This window comes from Dactylosporangium sp. CS-047395, assembly GCF_050942185.1.
Taxonomy (GTDB): domain Bacteria; phylum Actinomycetota; class Actinomycetes; order Mycobacteriales; family Micromonosporaceae; genus Dactylosporangium.
Genome location: NZ_CP192015.1, coordinates 7,136,839 through 7,156,228 on the forward strand (window position 1 = coordinate 7,136,839; position 19,390 = coordinate 7,156,228).

Genomic DNA, 19,390 nt, shown 5'->3' on the forward strand with positions numbered 1-19,390 from the left:
GCGCATGCGATCGAAGCTGGTTGCGTGGTACGGCATCGCGCTCGCGATCGCCGCCGGCATCTTCGGCGGCGGCCTGATCGGCTCGGCGCGGGCCGACGGCTGGGCGGCCGCGTTCGGCGCGATCGGCGCGGTGGCCTGGTTCCGCTCCGCCCGCGGCCGCGCCCGGCCGACCCTCGCGGGATTCACGGTCGCCGCCGCCATCCAGGCCGGACTTGGTTCCGGCATCCTGATCCGGCACCTCTGGCAGCACCCCGCCGACGCGATCGCCTGGCTGGCCCTCGTCGCGCCGCTCGCGGTCCTGACGATCCCGGTGCGCGCGGGCGCGGCCGAGGACGGGCACCTGCGGTACCGACGCAGCCTTGGTCTTTGGGTCTTTGTCCTGGCCATCGTCTGGGGGCTGCTCGCGCCGGGCCCGCTCGGCGTCGGCATCGCGGTCGTGCTCGGCTTCACCGGGGCGTTCGCCGTGTGCAGCGTGGCCTTCGAGTCGAATCCGGTCGGGCTGCTGGCCATGCCGGCCGCGCTGGTGCTGCTGCTCACCGGGCCGCTCGGCGCGCCGCTGCTCTGGCTGGACGTCTTCGGCGAAACCGAGCAGTGCCGGGTGCTGGGCTACGACACGAACCTGGGCACGTACCGCAACGGCGACCCGTCGACGAGCTACGAGTACACGCTCACCTGCGGCCGGCTGGCCTCGGGCGAGCACCACGCGGTGGGCACGCTCGTGCCCGTGGTGTTCGACCGCACCGGGATCGTGCGCCCGTCGTTCGCCGCCGACCGCCCGACCGGCGGCGCCGCGCTCTGGCTGTGGATCGGCGTGCTGGTGCCGGCCGCGATCCTGGGAGCGTTCGCGCTGAGCCGCGCCAAGGTGCACCCGGATCGCCACATATAGCGACGACACGACATACATCAAGTAATGAACTAAGCCGAACGGCCGATCCTGCAACGGTTCCCGGCGATGTCAACATTCATGGCGACGGATGTCAGTTCACGGGGGCTCTGCAGACAGGAGCACACCGTGCTGGTGGATCGCGTCGTCGTGCCGTTCGAGGGCCGCGGGGCCGGAACCGGGCCGCTGGCCTGGGGACAGCAGCAGGTCTGGGAGGCGATGCTCGACATCGGGTCCTCGCTGCCGATGGGCGGCGTGGTCGCGGTCGACGACGGGCGCACGGTCGACGATTTCGTGCGCGAGCTGCGGTTCCACATGTCGCGGTACCCGTCGATGCGCACCCTCCTGCGCTTCGGCGACGACGGCGCGGTCAGCCAGGAGGTCTTCGGGTCCGGCGAGGCGGTGCTGGAGATCCATGAGGCGGCGGACGGCGCGGACCCGGCCGCGGTCGCCGAGGCGCTCGCGGCGCGGTGGCGGGAGCGCAAGTTCGAGTACGACACCGAGTGGCCGCTGCGCATGGGCGTGGTCCGCCGGGGCGGGGCGGTCACGCACGTCGTCGCGCTCATGTGCCACATCGCGGCCGACCTCGGCGGCGTCGAGGTGATGATGCGCGACCTGGCTCTGGCCGACCCCGCCCCGCACACCGCGCTCTCACCGCTGGAGCTCGCCCGGGCGCAGCGGGAACCGGCGATGCTGCGGCACACGGCGGCGGCGATGCGGTACTGGGAGCACCAGCTGCGCAGCGTCCCCGTCAGCCTGCTCGGCGACGCCGTCGACCGGGGCGATCCGACGTTCTGCCGCATTTTCTGGGAATCGCGGGCCTTGTACCTCGCGTCGGCCCGGCTCTGCGCGCGCGTCGGGGCCGACCCGGCGTGGGTGCTGCTCGCCGCCATCGCGACCGGGCTGGACAGGGCGGTGCCGGGGCGCGGGCCGTTCGTGGCGCTGGGGATCATCGGCAACCGGTTCCGGCCGGCGCTGCGCGAGGTGGTCAGCCCGCTCACCCAGGACGGGCTGTGCGTGCTCGACGTCGCCGGCACAACCCCCGACGAGGCGATCGCGCGGGCGCGGACGGCGTCGATGAGCGCGTCGAAGTACGCCTACTACGACCCGGCGGCCCGCGAGGACCTGTTCGAGCGGCTGGCCCGGGATCGCGGGGCGCGGCCGGACCTGCGGGTGCTGTACAACGACCGCCGCTTCGGCCCGGCGCCGGCGGTCTCGGCCTCCTCGGACGACGATCCGCGGGCGGCCCTGTCCTTGACCACGCGGACGGTGGAGCCGGCGGCGTTCCTCGGCCCCAAGCTCATGTTCCACGTCGAGGAGGTGCCGGACGTGGTGCGGATGGTCGTCGAGGTGGACACGCGGTACCTGTCCCTGCCCGCCGCGCACCGGCTGCTGGACGAGGCGGAGGCCTTCGCCGTAGCCGCCGCCGTGTAGTCCTGGTGTGGCGTGGCCGCTCTACCCTCGATGACACGTCGCGGGGGAGGCGGCCATGCAGATCACCGAGGTGAGCGTGCTGGGCGTGCGGACGGCGGTGGTCGTGCTGCGCCACCGGCACACCCCGCTGCGGTTCGTGCTCGTGCCCACCATCCACATGGGACGGCCGGAGTACTACCGGCGCATCGCCGCCAGGATCGGCGGGTCGCAGGTCATCGTGGCCGAGACGTACGACGGGCCCAGCTCGACCGGGCTCGCGTACGTCACGGCCATGCGCCTGACCCGCCAGCGCTGCGCGGCCGGCCTCGTGCACCAGAACATCGACTACGCGGCCCTGGGCGTCCCGACGGTCTGGCCGGACAACCTCATCCGCGCCGGCCGGCGCGACCGCCTCCCGTTCGTCGCCTGGCTCGACCTGCTGCTGCTCACCCCGGCGCTCACGGTGAGCATGGCGGTCGGCGGCCGCGACGCCGCGCTGCAACGCCGCTACGAGGTGAGCGACGACGACGAGCCGCGGCTGCGCTTCTTCAACCGCGCCCTGCTGCTCGAACGGGACGAACTGCTCACCGCGGCCCTGACGAAGCTGCACACCGAGCGCGCGGCCGAGGACATCGAGATCGCGGTCGTCTACGGCGCCGCCCACATGCCGGCGGTCGTGCGCACCCTGGCCGGCCGCCTGGGCTACCGCCCGCTGCGGGGCGGCGACTGGCTGACGGCGATCCCCTTCTAGTCTTCCGGTAGCGCCGCGTCCGCCGTCGAGGCGTGCCGCGGGATGAACACCGCGAGCACTGCGGCCCCGATCGCGGCGGCGGCGCAGATGGCGAAGAGGATGCGGTACCCGCCGAGCGACGGCAGTTCGTGCCCGGCGAGGGAGATCGTCTGCGCGGCCAGGATCGCCCCGCCGATGGCGCTCGCGAGGGAGCTGCCGACGCTGCGGAACAGGGCGTTGAGGCCGTTCGCGGCGGCCAGCTCCGAGCGCGGCGCGGCGTGGATGATGAGGCCGGGCATGGCCGCGTACGCGATGCCGGTCCCCGCGCCGGAGATGGTGGCGCCGAGCACGACCTGCCAGAGCGAGTCGACGAGCACCATGCGGGTGGCGAACCCGGCCGCGATGATGAGCGACCCGATGATGAGCGCGGTCCGCGGCCGCAACCGGGCGGACAGCGGCGAGAGCAGCAGCATCGCGATGCCGCCGGGCAGCATGCAGAGTCCCCCGGCGAGCACGGACTGCCCGAACCCGTAGCCGGTGGCGGCCGGCGCCTGCACGTAGGACGCGGTCCCGATGAGCGTGGCGAACAAGGCGAACCCGACGCACAGCGACGCGATGTTCGTGAGGAGCAGCGAAGGCCGCGCGGTCGTGCGCACATCGACCAGTGGCGAGCGCAGCCGCAGCTCGACGAGCACGAACACCAGCAGCAGTACGGCCGCCGCCGCGAGCAGTCCGAGCGTCCACGGGCTGGTCCAGCCCCAGGAGGCGCCCTGGGCGAGCGGCAGCAGCAGCGCCAGCATGGCCGCCCCGAGCAGGGCGGTCCCGATCAGGTCCATGCGCCCCTTGGCCATCCGCGCCGGTTCCTGCACCAGCAGCACGATTCCGGGCACCGTGAGCAGCCCGCCGCCGACGCAGACCCAGAACAGGACGTGGTAGTCGGCGTACTGCGCGATCAGCCCGGCCAGCGGCAACCCGAGCGCCCCGCCGACGCCGAGCATGGCGCTGATCAGCGCGATGCCGGCCGGCGCGTGCTCCCGGGGCAGCGACACCCCGATGAGGCTGATGCTGAGCGGCACGGCGGCCACGGCCAGACCGACCACGGACCGCCCCACGATCATGGTCGTCAGGTCGTTCGCCAGCGCGCAGATGAGCGATCCGACGACCAGCGCGCCGATGGTCACGAGCAGCATGCGGCGGGTTCCGAACAGGTCGCCGAGCCGCCCGAACGCCGGGACCGCGACCGCGCCGACCAGAAGCGTCGAGGTGAGCAGCCACGCCACCCCGTCCCGCCCGGCGTTGAGGTCCACGGCCAGCTCGGACAGGACCGGCACGAGCAGCGACTGGGTGAGCGACACCATGAGCGCGGCGGTACCGATGACCAGCACGACGACGAGCTGCCGGCCGCTCCACCCGGTCCGCTCCGGCTGCGTTCCCGGTGCGGAGGACGTCTGCGCGGCAGGCTCGGTGTGGGTCACCGCCAGAGCCTGCCACGAGACGCCCGCCACGCGGATCACCGTGCGGCACACCTCACAGGCGCGGGCGGAGCTCCTCGTAGCGGACGCCGTCGGTGGTGATCCGGATCGTGTCGCCGGCGGTGACCGTCCAGCGGCCGTCGGGGCCGGCCACGGCTTGCGGCGGGAGGTCGAGCGGGGCGACGGCGTCCTCGCGCTGGGCCGACCAGAGCACCCCGCCGTCGGTGGTGAACTGCCGGGAGGTCGACCGCGAGCCGGCGTCCTGCCACACCACGGTCCACGCGGCCCGCCGGCCGTCGAGCGATTCCCTGGTCACGCTCATCGCGGCCGAACCCGCCACGGGGCCGAACGGCCGGGTGACGACCCAGTGCGCGCCCTGGTCCTGGCTGACCGCGACGGCCGGCTCGCCGTCCCGGTTGCCGAGCAGCCACCAGCCGGCCGCGGCCGGCAGGCGCACCAGCGAGCGCGCGGCGAAGGCTTCGGGCGGGTCGGCGAGCGGCCGGGCGGTGCGGGCCGCCGGGTCGATCACCGTCGGGATGCACGTCTCGCCGGTCGGGGCGACCGGGCCCTCCAGCGCGAGGAAGTCGGCGCACTGCAGCCAGCCGCCGTCCGGGACGCCCGCGGCCGGGGCCGGGTCCAGGGTCACCTGCTGCCAGGTCCGGCCGCCGTCGACGCTCACCATGGTGATGTCGACGCCGATGGTCACGGACAGGGTCCGGGGGCCGCGCACCACCAGGGCCGTGCCGACCGAGGAGGTGCGTACGGTCCAGGTGTCGCCGCCGTCGTCGGACCCGAGCAGTTCGGCGGGGCAGCTCGCGCAGGACTGCACGATCGCGTACACGTGGCCGGCGTCGCCGGTGCCCGCCCAGTGCACGGTGCCGTCGCCGGGCGCGGCCGGCTCGGGAGCGGGCGCCGGGCCGGGCCGCAGCAGGGCCAGCCCGGCCACCACGGCGACGACCGCGGCCGCGCCGGTCAGCCCCCCGCGCAGCGCCCGCCGCCGGCGCCGGCGGCGCGTCCGGCGCTCGATCTCGGCCAGGCCGGGCTGCTCGACGGAGTCCATGAGCTCGTTCGTGAGATCGGTGAAAGACATGTTCGCGGCCTCCTCAGCGGTGGGCGGGATCGGGTTGCAGGACGTCCGCGAGGCGGGCGCGGCCGCGGGTCAGGCGGGCCTTGATGGTGCCGACCGGGGCGCCGAGCTCGTCGGCGACCTGCTCGACGGTCAGGTCGAACAGGTGGTGCAGGACGATCGCCTCGCGGGTGGGGCGGGGCAGGCTCTGCAGGGCGCGCATGAGGTCGATCCGGTCGCCGGTCAGCGGCGGAGCGGGCTCGGGATCCTTCGGGACCCGGCCCAGGCGCACGAGCCGGTCGAACACCTGCCGGCGGCGCCAGCGCTGGCGGGCCGCGTTCAGGGCGACCACGCGCAGCCAGGCCTGCGGGTCCTCCAGGGCGGCGAACCTGGCCGGGCGGTCCATGGCCGCGGCGTACGCCTCCTGGACCGCGTCCTGCGCGCCAGCGAAGTCGCCGGTCGCGGCGTACACGGCGGCCACCAGGCGCCGGTAGTGCGCCCGGTACGCCTCGGCGACCGCGGTCCGGGCCTCCTCCTGCGCCACGCGCTCCCCTCCCCGGTCGTCGTCATCGGCTTTCGACTGACTGAGATGCGCGACCCCACCCGCACGGTTGCACCCCGCGTGACCGAAATCCGGGAAGCGTCGTTGAAGATCCCGTGTCCAGGAAGCGCCGCCGGTTGATCGCCCTTGTCGTGCTGTTGCTCGCCATCGCCGGTGCCGGGCCCGCGGCGGCCGGGATCGGACAGCGCGGGGTGGTGAGCGAGAAGCCCGCCGCGTGGACGCCCAACGTGCTCGACGGGACGGTCAACGCCATCGCCGTCGTCGGGTCGACCGTCGTGGTCGGCGGGGACTTCACGAAGGTGGCGGACTCGTCGGGCACAGTGAAGTACAAGCGGCGGTATGTCTTCGCTTTTGATTTGGGAACCGGGCGGGTGCTCGACGCCGCGCCCGACCTGGACGGGCCCGTGGAGGCGCTCGCCGCGGCGCCCGACGGGCATGGCGTGTTCGTGGCGGGGCGGTTCGCGCGGGTGAACGGTCAGGCGCGCACCGGGCTGGTCGAGGTCGACGCCACCAGTGGCGTCGTGGTGCCCGGGTTTGGCGCCACGGCCGGGAAGGGGCAGATCCGCTCGCTGGCCACGAACGGGCCCTGGCTGTACCTCGGCGGGACGTTCACCAGGATCGGCGGGCTGAACCGGGTCGGGCTCGCACGGGTCGACGCGTTCACCGGGGCCGCCGACCCCGCGCTCGATCTCAAGCTGAGCCGGCGCGATCGCGGGCTGGTCAAGGTCGAGCGGGTGGCGGTCAGCGGCGACGGGGCGAGGCTGGCCGCGGTCGGGGCGTTCGACGCGGCCGGCGGGCAGCGGCGCACCCAGGTGGTGGTGGCCGACCTCGGGGCCGCGCCGGGGCTGTCCGGATGGTCCAGCGACGCGTACGCGGGACGGTGCAACACGCTGTACGACAGCTATCTGCGCGGTGTCGACTTCGCGCCCGACGGGACCTGGCTCGCCGTGACCGCGACCGGCGGGATGTCCGGGCCGACGCGGATGTGCGACAGCGTGGCGCGGTTCGAGGTGGCGGGGTCCGGCAACCACAGGCCGATGTGGGTGAACCGTACCGGCGGCAACACGCTCTGGACCGTCGCCATCACCGGGGCCGCGGTCTACGTCGGCGGGCACATGCAGTGGATGGACAACCCGAAGGGGCACAAGAGCAAGGGGCCGGGCGCCGTGGAGCGGCCGGGGATCGCCGCGCTGGACCCGGCCACCGGCGCCGCGCTGGCGTGGAATCCCACGCACAGCCGCGGCGTCGGGGTCGGCGTGCTGGTGCCGTGCGCGGCCGGGCTACTCGTCGGCTCGGACACGGACCGCATCGGCGGCGAGTATCACGGCAGGATCGGGCTGCTCCCGCTCGCCGGCTGATAGATGTCGGGCTCGACGAAGATGAGCGTGGCGATCGGGACGGCCGCCCGGATGCGGGCCTCGGCGCTGTTGGTCGCCTCCGCGATGGATTCGGCCACGGTACCCTCGGCGACCGTCACCTTCACCGCCACGAGCAGCTCGTCCGGGCCCAGGTGCATGGTGCGCAGGTGCACGACGCGGTCGAACAGCGGCTCGGCGAGCAGCGACTCGCGAATCTTCGCGATGTTCGCCTTCGACGCCGACTCGCCGACGAGCAGGCTCTTCGTCTCCAGCGCGAGAATCCAGGCGATCGCCACCAGCAGCAGGCCGATGACGAGCGTGCCGATGCCGTCGAAGATCGCGTTGTCGGTGAGCACCGACAGCCCCACGCCGAGCAGGGCCACGACGAGGCCGGTGACCGCGCCGGCGTCCTCGAGCAGGATGGTCGGCAGCTCCGGGGCCTTGGCGTGCCGGATGAACTGCCACCAGGTGCGGTTGCCCCGGGTCTCGTTGGCCGAGCGCGCCGCGGTGAGCAGCGCGTAACCCTCCAGGCCGATCGCGATGACCAGGATGATCACGGCGACGAGCGGGTTCTCGAGGTCCTCCGGGTGCAGGATCTTGTGGTACCCCTCGTACAGCGCGAACAGGCCGCCGAGGCTGAACAGCACGATCGAGACGATGAACGCGTAGATGTACCGCTCACGGGCATAGCCGAACGGGTGCTGCTCGTCCGCGGCCCGCCTGGCCCGGCGCCCGCCGACGAGTAGCAGCGCCTGGTTCGTGGTGTCCGCGAGGGAGTGCACGGCCTCGGCGAGCATCGACGACGAGCCGGTGATGGCCGCGCCGACGCCCTTGCTGACCGCGATGCCCAGGTTGGCCGCGAGCGCCGTCACGACCGCGCGGGTGCTGCCGCCCTCAGCCGCCATGGAAGACCTCCTCCAGGAAGGCCTCGAACGCGCGCCAGCTGCGCCGGTCCGCGGCCGCGTGATACGGGCCCTCGGGGAGGGTGTAGCCGTGCTCGGCCCCCGCGTAGGTAGTGACCTGCCAGTCGAGGTCGGGCCGGGTGCGCAGCTCGTCCTGGAACGCGGCGATCGACTCGTCGGGCACGACCGGGTCGGCGCCGCCGGTCAGGACCAGGACCGGGCCGTTGATCAGGTCCACCTCGGCCGGGTCGTGGGTGACCAGGCGGCCGTGGAAGGACACGGTGCCGGCGAGCGGGGCGCCGGTGCGGGCGAACTCGAGGGAGGCCGAGCCGCCGAAGCAGTAGCCGGTGACGACGATCCGGCTCGCGTCGACCGCGGGGTCGGCCGCGAGCACGTCGTAGGCGGCGCGGACCCGGGCGCGCAGCAGGGCCAGGTCGCCGTAGTACTTACCGGCCTCGGCGGCCGCGCCCTCGTGGTCGTCGAAGCGCCGGCCGGTGCCGTAGACGTCGGCGCAGAACGCGAAGTAGCCGAGCTTGGCGAGCATCTGGGCGCGGGCCTTCGGGTACTCCCGCAGCCCCGTCCAGTCGTGCACGATCAGCACCGCGGGCTTGGGTCCGGCCACCGCGGCGTCGTGCACCGAGTAGCCCTCCATCGGGGCGCCGTCGTGCTCGTAGGTCACCACGGTCTCGTCGAGCCGGGCCCCGTCCGGGCCGGCGACGGAGTCGATCAGCTGCTGGTGTGCCGCGGAGAAGTCGGTCATGATCAGCAACTTTATCCGCCGGCCACCCACCCCGCTCGGCACACCCGCGGCGCGCGGCTAAATGTCCGATTTCCTGGCGGCCGACCACCCGGTCCACTTGGTGACGTCGATCGCCACCAGGCCGCCGCGCAGCGAGAAGGCCGGGTACCGCTGCCGCAGCCGGTCCACCGCCATCAGCCCCTCGGGCGCGTCGGGCAGCACGTCCCGCGCGCCGCCGTCGGCCCGGACCCACCACAGCTGCGACCAGTCGTCGTCGTAGTGGTCGACCAGCACCGCCGCCCGCGGGTTGGCGGCCAGGTTGGCCAGCCGCCGCAGCGCCGTGTGCCGCTTCGGCTTGGCGTCCACCCCGTGGTAGATCGTGTCAGCGTCCAGCGCGAACACGATCGGCACCAGGTGCGGCCGCCCGTCCGGCGTCGCCGTGGCCATCCGGGCGACCCGGGCCGCGGCGAACCGCCGCCGCGACTCGGCCTCGTCCAGGCTGGTCACGAGGCCTCACCCGCGAAGACCGCGATCGCGTGCTCCCACTCGTCGAGCGCCCGCTCCACGGTCGCCCGCGGCCCGGACGGCATCCACCGGCTGGCCCGCACCACACCGGCGGCGTGCAGCCGCTCGAGGACGGCCGGATCGGCCGGCGCGGACAGCACGTGCACGTCGACCGGCCGCTCGGCCTTCGCCTGCAGCTCCTTGATCCGGTCGAAGATGCTCTCGTCGTAGTTGGGGAACCAGGCGTCGCCGAAGGCCAGGACCCGGTCGAGCACGGTCGGGCCGGTGCCGCCGACGAGGATCGGCGGGTGCGGGCGCTGGGCCGGCTTGGGCCACGACCAGATGCGGTCGAAGTCCACGTACTTCCCGTGGTACGAAGCCTCCTCCTCGGCCCAGATGGCCTTCATCGCCTCGACCCGCTCGCGCAGGACGCTCATCCGCACCCGCGGGTCGGTGCCGTGGTTGCGCATCTCCTCCCGGTTCCACCCGGCGCCGACCCCGAACTCGAACCGCCCGCCGGAGAGCTGGTCGAGCGAGGCGACCTCCTTCGCGGTGATGATCGGGTCACGCTCGATGACCAGGCAGATCCCGCTGCCCACGCGCAGCCGGCCGGTCGCCGCCGCGGCCGCCGTGAGCGCGACGAAGAGGTCGTACGTGTGCCAGTACCGCTGCGGCAGCTCACCCCGCTCGTAGGGCGTCTCCCGCGCGGCCGGGATGTGGGTGTGCTCGGCGAAGAACAGCGCGCTGTGCCCACGCTCCTCGACCAGCCGGGCAAGCGGCCCGGGGCCCATGGCATTGTGGGTGGGGAAATAGCCGACTCCGAAGTCCATACCCCATTGCTACCCCAACGCACGGATGCGTGTGATCGCCCGGGCGAAGTAGGGGTGCGCCACGGGGCGGGTGAGGAAGTCCGCGAGGGAGTACAGGTCCAGGGCCCGGCTCAGCTCGCGCCAGTTCGGCGGCAGCTCCCCGCCGCCCGCCGCGAACCCGGCCACGAAGGCCGCGGCGAAGCCGTCCGGGCGCGGATCGCGCAGCATGTTGCCGATGTCGAAGAGCGGGCTGCTGCTGAACGCGAACTCCCAGTCGAGCACCGCCGCCACCGTGCCGCCGGGGCCGGCGACGAGGTTCTTCGGGTTGTAGTCGGCGTGCACGAGCTGCCGGGCGCCGGCCAGCACGCGCAGGTCGTCGGTGGCGGCGGAGGCGTAGCGGAGCAGGCGGGCCCGCTCGGCCGCGGTCAGGTGACCGTCGGCGTTGCCCTCGCGCAGGCAGCGGTCGACCCACGCGTCGAGGCCGGCGGTGGGTTCGGCCTCGTCGGGTACCAACGCGGCCTGGAAGAAGCCGGGGGTGGGGAACGTGACGGAGCCGATCCGGGCCAGCGTCTCGCCGACGGCGAAGGGCTCCAGCGCGATCGGGGCGCCGGGCACGAACCGGGACAGCAGCACGCCCGCGGCGGGGTCGGCCGCGACCACCTCGGGCACGGGGACGATCCCGGCCAGGCGGGCGGCGAGGGCGGCCTCCTTGGCACAGGCGTTGGTGCCCCGATAGCGGCGCAGGACGTAGCGGTGGCCGCGCTCGGTCCGCAGCAGCTCGTTGTGGTTGCTGTGACCGCCGGTCAGCTGCCGCCGCTCGACGATCCGTTCGCGGGGCAGCGCGCCGCGCAGCCAGGCATCGAGATCACCCACGCGTCCACGCTACGGGCTGTGGCAGGATGACGCCCGTGGCAGAGGCCGTCGACCGGCACGAGCGGCGCCGCCGCCTGGAGCTCGCGGGCGTGTGGGCGCGGCTGCGCGAGGCCGGCATCGAGCCCGCGTTCGGGTCGCTGACCCCGACGTACGACTTCTACGGCAAGGTGCCCGCCGAGCTCACCGGGCTGGTGGTCGACGAGCCGCACGGCACCGGGCGGATGCAGGTCACCGTGGTCGCCGCGCGCCGCCTGGTGCCGCCGGGCGAGGGCGGGCTGTCCGCCGACGGGCACACCTGGACCCGCGACGTCGACATCGAGCACGACCTGACCGCCGCCGACGGCGAACTGCTGTTCGAGGTGACGCTGCTGGAGGGGGCCACCGACTCGTCGGGCGCGGTGTGGGCGCCGCGCCGGCTCGCGCGGGACGAGCAGGCCGTCGTCGACGCGGTGCGGCTGTGGCACGGGTACCGCGACATGCTGCGCGCCACGCCGCCCAAGCCGGCCCCGCAGCGCCGCCGCTCCCTGCGCATCCGGGTCGCCGCCGCGCGCCGGTCCGCCGCCGCGCGTCCCCGGGTCCGCCGGCTCGGCATCGGGGCCGACCTGCCGGCCGAGCAGCGTTCCGCGATCGCGCGCGACCTCGGCGCGCTCGACGACGCCCGGCTCGCGTTCAACTTCCCCCGCGACCGCAACGGCCGCTATCTCAAGAGCGCCGTCGTCGCGCTGGCCGGCTACGGGCCGGGCCTGAGCCGGCGCGGGCCCTGGCTGTCGGTGCGGTCCCTCGACGACGAGCTGGTGGTGAGCCTGGAGGGGCTCATCGGCGCCAACCAGGACCACCGCTGGGATCGCCTGCCCTGGCTCTGGACAAGCCAGGAGCCTTCGCTTGTACGGTGGAATCTCCCCGACGCCGCCAGTGCCCGCCCCGTGCTGGACCTGCTCGACCGGTACGCGATCGGCGAGGCGCTGGCCCGGTGCGGCGTCGAGCTGGACGAGGAGCTGACGGCGCTGCTGGCCGGCTACCCGATCTCCTACGGCCTGGCCCAGCACGCCGAGACCTGGGTGAAGCGCCTGTACGACCAGCTGCAGCTCTGCGCACCCTGGCGCCTCGCGGCCGCGTACGACGTGCACCAGGACGAGCGGCGCGCGGCGAAGCGGCCCGGCGGGGAGCCGATCGCGCTGTTCGGCCTGAAGGGGATGAACCAGCAGTCCAAGCCCATGGTGGCCCTCGACACCCACGACGGCACCCCGCGCCTGAGCATGATCTGGACCGCCAGCAACATGCGGCTCACCCACGAGCTCTGGCAGTGCCCCGCGGATCTTGAGGCCGAGCTCTTCTAAGACCTTCCGTCGCCCATGGGACCCGGTGCGGTGTTGAGGGGGTGTGGGTGGAGCTTGCTCCCCCACTGCTGTTCAGGACATCGCACGGTATCCAACGGTGCCCGAAAGACCTTCAGCTGCTAAGCCTCGGCCAAGTCGCGCATGGCCGAAGTCGCCGTGTGGGTGCGCAGCCACTGCTCGATATCACTGCCCGGCATGGGGCGGGCGTAGTGGTAGCCCTGGGCGATGTCGCAGCCCAGTCGGAGTAGGGCGGCGGCGTGGGCGGTGCCCTCTACGCCCTCCGCCACGACGGTCATGCCCAGGTTGTGGCCGAGCTCGATCGCGCCGCGCACCAGGATGGCGTCGTCCTGGTCGACGTGCATGTGCTGGACGAAGGTGCGGTCCACCTTGAGCTCGTCGACCGGGAGCTGCTTCAGGTACGCCATCGAGGAGTAGCCGGTGCCGTAGTCGTCGATCGACAGGTGGATGCCGAGGTCGTGCAGCTCGGTGAGGGTCGCCGTGGCCTGGGCCGGGTTGGCCATCACGGCCGACTCGGTGACCTCCAGGCGCAGCAGCCGCGCCGGCACGGCGAGCTCCTCCAGCAGGCCGGTCACGTGCCGGACCAGCTCGGCGTCGAGCAGGCAGCGGGGCGAGAGGTTGACGGCGACGGGAATGGCGAGGCCCGCCGCCCGCCAGTCGTGGACCTGCGCGAGGGCGAGCCTCAGGACGTACAACGTGAGGCGGTTGATGAGGCCCGTCGTCTCGGCGACCGGGATGAACTCGGCCGGTGGGATCGCGCCGCGGGTCGGGTGCTGCCAGCGCACGAGGGCTTCGACGCCGCTGAGGCCGTTGTCGTCCAGCCGGACCTTCGGCTGGTAGTGCAGGGTCAGCTGGTCCGTCGCGTCGAGGGCGCGGCGCAGGTCGCCCAGCAGCAGCAGGCGGCTGCTGTCGTCGGTGTGCATGCTCGGGCGGTACACCGCGACGCCGTTCTTGGCCTCCTTGGCCACGTACATGGCGATGTCGGCGCAGCGCAGGAGGGCGTCGGCGGAGTGACCGTCCCCGGGCGCGCCGGCCACCCCGATGCTCGCCTCGACGTCGACCGTCACGTCGCCGAGCACGAAACTGCGGTGCAGGTCCTGCTGCAGGCGCGCGGCCAGTTCGGCGGCCTCGTCGGTGCGGGTTCCCGGCAGCAGGACCGCGAACTCGTCGCCCGACAGCCGCGCGACCAGGTCACCGGGGCGCAGCGCGCCGGTACTGCGGGCGGCGACCTGGCGCAGCAGCTCGTCGCCGTACTGGTGGCCGAGGGTGTCGTTGACCTCCTTGAAGCGGTCGAGGTCGAGCACGAGCACGGCCACCGGCGCGTCGGGATCGGCCAGCGCCGCCTCCGCGCGCTTGGCGAGCAGGATGCGGTTGGGCAGGCCGGTGAGCGCGTCGTGCAGCGCCTGGCGCTCGTTCTCGGCCGCCTGGCGCAGCAGCCGCCGCTGGTAGCCGGCGGCGACGAGCGCGAAGCCGGTGATGAGCACCAGCCCGACCGCGAAGCCGAGCGTCGTGGTGGTGAACACGATCGACTCGGTGTGCCGCAGCTCGGACACGGCGTCGGCGGCCTCGGCCGCGTGGGCCGAGTTCGCGGTGCGCACGATCGCGGTGAGCTGGTCGAAGACCGGGTCGGTGAAGTCGGCGTCGATGCGCGCCACGAGCGCCGCGTCGGCCCCGTCGACGGCGGCGAAGAGGCTGTTCATCGCGGCCAGGTACTCGTCGTGCAGCGCCCGGACCCGGTCCGCGAGCGCGCGGTCGCCGGCGTCGCCGCGGGCGGACACGTCGTCGAGCGCCCCGCGGAGGGTCGCGGCGGCCTCGGCGTGGTCGGCCCGGACCTCGGGGCCCGGGTCCAGCCGGTAGTGCTGCTCGGCGAGCTGCTCGGCGGCGACGGCGTCGTGCGCGTGCTCGTACGCGGTGGCCAGCGCGGTCGCCCGGGTCACGGTGTCGGCGGCGCGGCGGGTGCGCATGACGCCGACGGTGCTGAGCGTGGCGAGGGCGAGGACGACGACGGTGAGACCGGCCGCGGTCGCCCGCCGTACCCGGTGCGCGCCCATGCGCGATCCTCCCCGTCTCGTCGTGTGGAGCCGGTCGGGACATCGGCAGCCGGGGTACCGATCTGAATCCCGTTCAGGGGCAGTCTTCGGCGGCCGCGTCCAGGGTTACGCTGATCACGGTGCCGGAGTCCGGGCCGGTGCTGCTGGCCATCGCGATCGTGCCGCCGTGCGCGTCGACGATCGCCTTGACGATGGTCAGGCCCACGCCGGCGCCCTGGGTGGACAGCTCGTCGGCGGTCGTCGAGCGATGGAACCGGTCGAAGACGAACGGCAGGTCGGCCGCGGGGATGCCGACGCCGGTGTCCGTGACGGTCAGCGTCGGCACCGGGTCCGCGGTCACGCCGACCGTGATCGTGCCGCCCGCCGGGGTGAACTTGAGCGCGTTGAACAACATCCGGCTGAGCGCCTGCCCGAGCCGGTGCGCGTCCGCGCAGACCGGGGCGGGCGTTTCCAGCCGCTCGACGATCTCGATCTGCTGGAAGGCGGCCAGCGGGCGGCTCTCCGCGCTCGTGGCCCGGGCCACCGCGGCCAGGTCGACGGTGCGCAGGTCCAGGGCGAGCCCGTCCTGCTGCTGCAGGCTGCTCACCAGCAACAGGTCCTCCACCAGCCGCAGGAGGCGGTCGGCGTTGCGCTGCATGACGCACAGGAACTGCCGCGACGTGTCCGGGGACATGTCGTCGCCGTCCAGGAGCAGCTCCAGGTACCCGCGAATGGACGACAGCGGCGTGCGCAGCTCGTGCCCGACGCTGGCCAGGAACGAGTCCTTCATGCGCTCGAGCTCGCGCAGCCGGTCGGCCGTGGTGGTCACGTCGCGCGCGTACCGGCGCAGTTCGAGGTGGGCGGCGGCGTGCCGGGCCAGCGACTGCAGCGCCCGCCGCTGCTGCTCGGAGAGGCGGCGCGGCTCCCGGTCGAGCACGCAGACGGTGCCGATCGGCAGCCCCGGCCCGTCGGTGCCGCCGACGCGGTCCTGCAGGACGAGCGGCGCGCCGGCGTAGAACCGCACCCCCTCGCCGGTGACCAGCGGGTTGCCGGCGAACTGCGGATCGGCCACCGTGTCGCCGATCTCGAAGATGCCGGGGTGCTCGATCGCGCGCGCACAGAACGACAGCTCGCGCGGGGTCTGCGGGGAGCCGTCCCAGCCGACGCCGGCCTTGGCCCACTGCCGGTCGCCGTCGACCAGGCTGACCATGCCGATGGCGGTACCGCAGATGTCGGACGCGAGCGCCGCGATGTCGTCGAAGTCCGCCTCGGGCGGCGTGTCGAGCACCGCGGTCGCGTACAGCGCGGCGAGTCGTGCCGCCTCCCGCTCGGCTTCCATCACTGCTGATCTTCCCACGGATATTTCCGACATGTCCGAAATATTGCTCAGTCGTTAGGCCTTGAAGCTGGCATGTACTGGCTTTGAAGGGGGCGGCGGGATGGACAGACTGCGGGCGGCACTGATCGGCGCCGGGCTCGGCGTGCTCGCGGCCCTGCCCGTCCCCGCCCCGGCCGGCGCCGCCGAGGTCGTGACCGCCGTCGGCACGGTGCCGGGCGCGCACGACATCGCCGTGAACAGCCACGGCACGGTGTTCGTGACCGACCCGCAGCGCCGCCGCGTCATGACGATCGGCACGGACGGCCGCCCGACGCTGTTCGCCGACCAGATCGCCGGGCCGTCCGGGCTGGCCGTCGACGCGCAGGACAACATCTACGTGGGCACGAGCGCGGGCCGGGTGCTCCGGTTCGCCCCGGATGGCACCCGGAGCGTGGCCGCCGCCGGCCGGGCCGCGGTCCTGGCCGTGACCGTCGACGACGAGGGCACCGTCTCCTGGGCCGACGCGAGCGCCGTGTGGCGGGTCGCGAACGGCAAGCCCGTCCGGTACGCCCAGGTCCCGCACCCCACCGCCCTCGTCGCCGACCACAACGGCAACCTGTTCGTCGCCACCGGCACGCAGATCGTCGAGCTGACGCCGATCGGCACCCGGCTGACGGTGGCCTCCAGCGGGGCGCGGGCGCTGGCGGTGGATGCCTCGGACACGCTGTACGCGGGGGACGGCTGCACGGTGCGCCGCTTCCCCGCCGGCGACGCGCCCGAGCCGGCGCCGACGCCCGGGCCGTGCACCGGTTCGCTGGTGGCGGCGGCGCCGGGCGTGCTGTACGCCGCCGATGCCCGGACCGGGGCGATCACGCGGATCGCCCCGGCCGTTCCGCCGCTCGTGCCGCCCGCTCCCAACGCCCCGGTCGTGGTGAGCGAGGCGCCGCCCGCCAAGGGCGACGATCCGCGGCCGGTGCTCGTCATCTTCGCCGCGGTCGCCCTGGCCGCGGCGGTGGGCGGATCGCTCGCCCACCGCCGGCGTCCGGCGCGCTAGGTGTACCCGGTCATGACGTTGGTGACAGTCGGCTGATCGGGGGTTGGCCGTTCAGGGCGCTGTGGGGTCTGTGATGGTTGTGCTCCTTGAGCCGGCGTGGGAGTGCGGCGGCGCGCTGGGTGTTGCTGGTGTAGGGGGCGGCGGTAGGCCCATTCGGTTTGCAGGGTGCGGTTGAACCGTTCGACTTTGCCGTTGGTCCAGGGGCTGTGCGGTTTGGTGAACCGCTGGACGGCGCCGAGGTCGGTGACGGCCTGCTGGAATGCGGTGGCTTTGCGGTAGGCGAAGGCGTTGCGGTGATGACGCGTTGGATGTGGATGCCGTGGGCGGCGGACCAGGCCGCGGCCCGGTGCAGGACGGCGGCGGCGGTGGTCCCTTGTTCGTTGGGCGCCCGGATGGGCGTGCCGGTCAGCGGGTCGCAGTCGGCGAGCCGGGGCATCCCATGGCGGCGCAGGATGCGTCCGCAGGTCGCAGCCGGCACGCCGGTGCGGCGGGCCAGTCCGGCCGGCCCGCACCGCCACCGCCGGCGGGCGGCCAGGACCCGTCGCTCGATGCCGGTCGGCGTCCGGGCCGGGCTGCTCCGCGACCGGCTGGAACGGTCATGCAGCCCGGCGACGCCTTCAGCGTCGTAGCGGGCGACCCACCGGTGCGTGCACTGCCGGGACACACCCAGCTCCTTGGCCCCATGCGCGACCGGACGCCCCTCGACACGAACCCGCTGCACCAGCAGCCAACGCCCCTACACGGTCAGGCGGGCATTACGGTGGGCCACGAGGACCTCCAGGATGATCAGTGAAGTCGGCAAACTCCACTTCGCCTGGAGGTCCTCGTCCGATCAACTACCGCACCGGCGTGTCACCACCGTCATGACCAAGTACAGCTAGGGCAGGGTCCAGTTCTGGTTGGTCTGGCCGTTGCAGGTCCAGATCTGGATCTGGGTGCCGTCGGCGCTGTTCTGCCCGGTGACGTCGAGACACTTGCCGGTCTCGGGGTTGACCAGCGTCTGCCCGGAGCGCGACCACTGCTGGTGGCCGTTGCCGACGCAGTCCCACAGCTGCACCTTGGTGCCGTCGGCGTTGGTGCCGCCGGCCACGTCCAGGCACTTGCCGAGGGCGCGGACCGTGCCGTCGGAGCCCACCGTCCAGTTCTGGGCGCCGGTGCCGTTGCAGGTGTACAGCTGGATCTTCGTCCCGTTCGCCGTGCCCGCGGCCGCCACGTCGAGGCACTTCCCGGCCAGCCCCTTGACCGGCCCGGTTCCGCCCGGGGTGGTGGTGCCGCCGAAGTGGATGTCGCCCCGGTGCAGCACGCGCGGGTCGTAGTACGTCCGCTTGATCGCGTCGTTGGTGTTCCACGCCGGATCGGTCAGCCAACTGATCCAGACGCTGAAGAACGTCCACCGCGGCTGCGCGGAAATGGTCTCCGGCGTCGGTACGGTGCCCACCTCGGACAGCCCGATCGGCTTGCCGGCGGCGATCCCGAGCATCGCGTTGTACCAGGCCTGCGTCGGCTGCTTGTTCACCCAGGCGTCGAGGGTGGCCACGTCCACATAGGACGCTCCCGGCCAGTAGTCGGCGACGTGGCTCTCCCCGCCGGCGACGTCCTTGAGGTTCCAGACCCACACCAGGTTCGACAGGCCTTTGACGCCGGCGAGGTAGTCGTGGGTGATCTGGAACAGCTTGCGGCTGCCGTTGGCACCCGGCCGCCCGCCCCACCAGGACCAGCCCTCGTTCATCTCGTGCTGGGGCCGGAACAGCACCGGGATCCCGTTGTTCTTCAGGTCCTGCAGGTACGGCACCGCCTCGTCCAGCCGCCGCTTGAACGCCGTGTTGAGCGAGCTGCCGTCGGTCACGAGCTCGTTCCACTGGGCGTCGGTGAGCTTCGACTCGATGGCGCCGGTCCCGTAGTCCCAGTGGCAGGACGGCCCCACGGTGGGCGGGCACATGTGCCAGACGAGCGCCGGAATGCTGCCGGCCGCCCAGACCGACTTGGCTTGCGCGATGACGGTCGGCCGGGCGTTGATGTCGTTCTGCTCGAACGCGAAGTCCCCGGCCCACTCCCCCGGATACACGCCGGTGATGTCGTGCACCTTCTGCTGCCACGTGCTGGGGGCGGAGCTGGGCCCGTCCTGCTGCCCCGAGATGATCGAACGCCCGGTGATGCTCTGCAGGTAGTTCACCACGTCGGCGGCGGTGGCGGTGCCGCTCGCGGTCGGGGGCGCGGCGCCGGCGGCGGTGGCGGCCGTCATGGTGCCGGTAAGCGCGGCGAGCAGGATTGCCGTCGCGGCAAAAGCCTTGCGCACAGGAACTCCTTCCTCGGTTCGCCGAC

General features: G+C 73.3%; 17 protein-coding genes and 1 pseudogene. 6 read left to right on the forward strand and 12 right to left on the reverse strand.

Annotated elements, in window-relative coordinates:
* The first annotated feature begins 4 nt into the window (after positions 1-4).
* The 3 genes from ACQP00_RS33655 to ACQP00_RS33665 all read left to right on the forward strand — a co-directional run bounded on the left by ACQP00_RS33655 (position 5) and on the right by ACQP00_RS33665 (position 3,047).
* Positions 5-886, forward strand: a complete 882-nt coding sequence (locus ACQP00_RS33655; protein ID WP_433203165.1) for a hypothetical protein — start codon at positions 5-7, stop codon at positions 884-886.
* 126 nt (positions 887-1,012) lie between these two features.
* Positions 1,013-2,317, forward strand: a complete 1,305-nt coding sequence (locus ACQP00_RS33660; protein ID WP_433203168.1) for a hypothetical protein — start codon at positions 1,013-1,015, stop codon at positions 2,315-2,317.
* A gap of 55 nt (positions 2,318-2,372) precedes the next feature.
* Positions 2,373-3,047, forward strand: a complete 675-nt coding sequence (locus ACQP00_RS33665) for a hypothetical protein (protein WP_433203171.1) — start codon at positions 2,373-2,375, stop codon at positions 3,045-3,047.
* Here the strand turns inward: ACQP00_RS33665 and ACQP00_RS33670 are convergent.
* Genes ACQP00_RS33670 through ACQP00_RS33680 form a run of 3 tightly spaced genes read right to left on the reverse strand, consistent with a single transcriptional unit; the run spans position 3,044 to position 6,108 of the window.
* The gene (locus tag ACQP00_RS33670) at positions 3,044-4,531 is read right to left on the reverse strand and encodes an MFS transporter (RefSeq protein ID WP_433203174.1); all 1,488 of its coding nucleotides are present in this window, start codon (positions 4,529-4,531) and stop codon (positions 3,044-3,046) included. The two genes, ACQP00_RS33665 and ACQP00_RS33670, sit on opposite strands and share 4 nt — an antisense overlap.
* A 22-nt stretch (positions 4,532-4,553) precedes the next feature.
* The gene (locus tag ACQP00_RS33675; protein ID WP_433203177.1) at positions 4,554-5,588 is read right to left on the reverse strand and encodes a hypothetical protein; all 1,035 of its coding nucleotides are present in this window, start codon (positions 5,586-5,588) and stop codon (positions 4,554-4,556) included.
* A 13-nt stretch (positions 5,589-5,601) separates the two neighbouring features.
* Entirely contained in the window at positions 5,602-6,108 is a 507-nt protein-coding gene (locus ACQP00_RS33680) for a sigma-70 family RNA polymerase sigma factor (protein ID WP_433203180.1), read from the reverse strand.
* Positions 6,109-6,221: 113 nt separating this feature from the next.
* On the opposite strand from ACQP00_RS33680, the gene ACQP00_RS33685 reads away from it, so the two are divergent.
* Complete coding sequence (locus tag ACQP00_RS33685) at positions 6,222-7,484, forward strand: PKD domain containing protein (protein ID WP_433203183.1); 1,263 nt, start codon at positions 6,222-6,224, stop codon at positions 7,482-7,484.
* Here the strand turns inward: ACQP00_RS33685 and ACQP00_RS33690 are convergent.
* Genes ACQP00_RS33690 through ACQP00_RS33710 form a run of 5 tightly spaced genes read right to left on the reverse strand, consistent with a single transcriptional unit; the run spans position 7,448 to position 11,311 of the window.
* Positions 7,448-8,389, reverse strand: a complete 942-nt coding sequence (locus ACQP00_RS33690) for a cation diffusion facilitator family transporter (RefSeq protein ID WP_433203186.1) — start codon at positions 8,387-8,389, stop codon at positions 7,448-7,450. The two genes, ACQP00_RS33685 and ACQP00_RS33690, sit on opposite strands and share 37 nt — an antisense overlap.
* The gene (locus tag ACQP00_RS33695; RefSeq protein WP_433203189.1) at positions 8,379-9,146 is read right to left on the reverse strand and encodes a dienelactone hydrolase family protein; all 768 of its coding nucleotides are present in this window, start codon (positions 9,144-9,146) and stop codon (positions 8,379-8,381) included. The genes ACQP00_RS33690 and ACQP00_RS33695 overlap by 11 nt, the downstream gene beginning before the upstream one ends.
* Before the next feature lie 57 nt (positions 9,147-9,203).
* Positions 9,204-9,632 carry a TIGR03668 family PPOX class F420-dependent oxidoreductase gene (locus ACQP00_RS33700; protein ID WP_433203192.1) on the reverse strand — a complete coding sequence of 143 codons (429 nt, stop codon included), beginning with the start codon at positions 9,630-9,632 and terminating at the stop codon, positions 9,204-9,206.
* The gene (locus ACQP00_RS33705; protein WP_433203195.1) at positions 9,629-10,459 is read right to left on the reverse strand and encodes an LLM class F420-dependent oxidoreductase; all 831 of its coding nucleotides are present in this window, start codon (positions 10,457-10,459) and stop codon (positions 9,629-9,631) included. The genes ACQP00_RS33700 and ACQP00_RS33705 overlap by 4 nt, the downstream gene beginning before the upstream one ends.
* Positions 10,460-10,468: 9 nt before the next feature.
* On the reverse strand, positions 10,469-11,311 hold the full coding sequence (locus ACQP00_RS33710; RefSeq protein ID WP_433203198.1) for a phosphotransferase: 843 nt from the start codon (positions 11,309-11,311) through the stop codon (positions 10,469-10,471).
* Positions 11,312-11,346: 35 nt separating this feature from the next.
* Between ACQP00_RS33710 and ACQP00_RS33715 the strand changes: the two genes are divergently transcribed.
* Positions 11,347-12,648 (forward strand): hypothetical protein, encoded by a 1,302-nt coding sequence (locus ACQP00_RS33715; RefSeq protein ID WP_433203201.1) that lies wholly within the window; start codon positions 11,347-11,349, stop codon positions 12,646-12,648.
* 119 nt (positions 12,649-12,767) lie between these two features.
* Here ACQP00_RS33715 and ACQP00_RS33720 read toward each other — a convergent pair whose 3' ends face one another.
* Positions 12,768-14,717: a putative bifunctional diguanylate cyclase/phosphodiesterase gene (locus ACQP00_RS33720; protein ID WP_433203204.1), complete on the reverse strand. Its 1,950-nt coding sequence runs from the start codon at positions 14,715-14,717 to the stop codon at positions 12,768-12,770.
* A gap of 73 nt (positions 14,718-14,790) precedes the next feature.
* The gene (locus tag ACQP00_RS33725) at positions 14,791-16,035 is read right to left on the reverse strand and encodes a GAF domain-containing sensor histidine kinase (RefSeq protein ID WP_433203207.1); all 1,245 of its coding nucleotides are present in this window, start codon (positions 16,033-16,035) and stop codon (positions 14,791-14,793) included.
* Positions 16,036-16,135: 100 nt separating this feature from the next.
* On the opposite strand from ACQP00_RS33725, the gene ACQP00_RS33730 reads away from it, so the two are divergent.
* Complete coding sequence (locus ACQP00_RS33730; protein ID WP_433203210.1) at positions 16,136-17,068, forward strand: hypothetical protein; 933 nt, start codon at positions 16,136-16,138, stop codon at positions 17,066-17,068.
* A 10-nt stretch (positions 17,069-17,078) separates the two neighbouring features.
* Here ACQP00_RS33730 and ACQP00_RS33735 read toward each other — a convergent pair.
* A pseudogene (locus tag ACQP00_RS33735) lies at positions 17,079-17,795 on the reverse strand (integrase core domain-containing protein).
* Positions 17,796-17,945: 150 nt separating this feature from the next.
* On the reverse strand, positions 17,946-19,364 hold the full coding sequence (locus ACQP00_RS33740) for a lectin (protein WP_433203213.1): 1,419 nt from the start codon (positions 19,362-19,364) through the stop codon (positions 17,946-17,948).
* Positions 19,365-19,390: the final 26 nt, after the last annotated feature.